Origin of the sequence: Photorhabdus heterorhabditis (assembly GCF_018448905.1) — a bacterium.
GTDB lineage: Bacteria > Pseudomonadota > Gammaproteobacteria > Enterobacterales > Enterobacteriaceae > Photorhabdus > Photorhabdus heterorhabditis.
In genome coordinates this window covers 1-1480 of the sequence record NZ_RCWA01000122.1, presented here as the reverse complement: position 1 = coordinate 1480, position 1480 = coordinate 1, and the positions used below count along the sequence as shown (strand labels likewise).

Annotated in this window: 1 protein-coding gene; it reads right to left on the bottom strand. The window is 46.1% G+C overall.

Annotation, left to right across the window (positions count from 1 at the left end):
* Positions 1-198: 198 nt before the first annotated feature.
* Positions 199-1173 carry an Rpn family recombination-promoting nuclease/putative transposase gene (locus EAE89_RS22840; protein ID WP_054481742.1) on the bottom strand — a complete coding sequence of 325 codons (975 nt, stop codon included), beginning with the start codon at positions 1171-1173 and terminating at the stop codon, positions 199-201.
* Positions 1174-1480 lie beyond the last annotated feature (307 nt).

Sequence of the window (1480 nt, the reverse complement as noted above, 5' to 3'; positions counted from 1 at the left end):
TAAGGTTCATCAGGCGCGGAACTCATCGAGGCGCAGGTTCCTTGCCTATAGTGACGCCGGATAGATTTAAGCAAGCCCAAAATTCATCAAAATGAGTGTTGCAAAAACGAGGGCGACCATAGATTTTATGCTCTCTAAAAAGGGCGTTAGTTGCTGCGGCTGACGACGCCCTTAATGGGATTCTTTCTGGTGTCAGAATCAATGACGGATCTGCGCCAACTCGTCTTCAGATAAGCCAGTCGCTTCGAGAACAGCCTCGCGAGGCATCCCCATTTTCAAAAGGCTGTGGGCAACGTCGAGTTTACCCAGCCGCACACCTTCTTCACGCCCTTTCTGTTCACCCAGCCGCACGCCTTCTTCAAGTCCTTTCTGTTCACCTAACTGCATCCCTTTCCGAATCCCGCGTTGTTCGCCCTCGAGGCGGAGTTTTTCAGCAATAGTCATCAGAGCTTCCTCATGCTGTGGCACACGTGATGCCAGAGTGTTTAGCAAAGCAGCCGGATCGTGAGATTCTCCCGCCTGCAGCATATAGTTTATCACAGATATCAGCTGTTCCTGAGTGGTATATCCTTCCAACAACAATGTTACCAGCTGGTCAAGCAGCTCAGTCAGATCACGCTGGCGAATGTGTTTCTGCAACATTTCGAGCACAGCCATACGACGATGTTTCATTATTTCGTCGTCCGGAATAACGGTAATATCAACCAGTGGAAAATCTTTATTGTACAACTCGCCGGCAAGTTCCGGATCATCGAACTCCAAAAGCCAATTCATCGGATACGGATACGGACTGATCTTTCCCTGGTAGAATAGTACGGGTATCACCAACGGTAACGTTTTATGACCAGCATCAAGATGACGTTGCATGGCAGCAATGGCATAACGCAACATCCGAAAAGCCATGTGTTTATCAGGCGAGCTTTGATGTTCAATCAGACAGTATACATAACCGTCACCCTTACCCGTTTTTAGTGAATACAAAACGTCACTGTAGTATGGCCGCAGATCGTCTTCAATGAAGCTTCCCGATACCAGTTGCAGCGTATTCAGATCACAAACCTTCAGCAGAGTTAGTGGCAAATGGAACTGTAGAAAATCTCTGGCCGTATCTGGATGTGTCAGAAACTGCTTAAAAATAGCATCATGTAATGTTGGCGTAGTGTTCTTCTTCATTGTGCATCATATCCCTGTAACCCCGATACTCATTTTAACATATCCTTGATCACTTGTTTGCAGCTTTCGCCTTCACAGGTGCGGGCTTTATGCGCAAAATTGTCCAGCTCATTCACGCTCAGATAGTTATTCTCAATATCAACCTTTTGTTAGAGAAAAAATATTCTCATTCCTTCCTAGTGCGAGAGCATAAAAAAGTCTGGGGCACTTGAGTTATTTAGCGGTAAAGTGGGCAATTCAACCGGACTATTACCCATTATCGGCCCATGAATACTTATACGTTAAAGTGGCTTCTTTAGCTGCTTTG

What these genes read in the sequence shown, in the direction of transcription:
- EAE89_RS22840 (WP_054481742.1), bottom strand. Translation starts at nt 1,173, where the DNA reads ATGAAGAAGAACACTACGCCAACATTACATGATGCTATTTTTAAGCAG.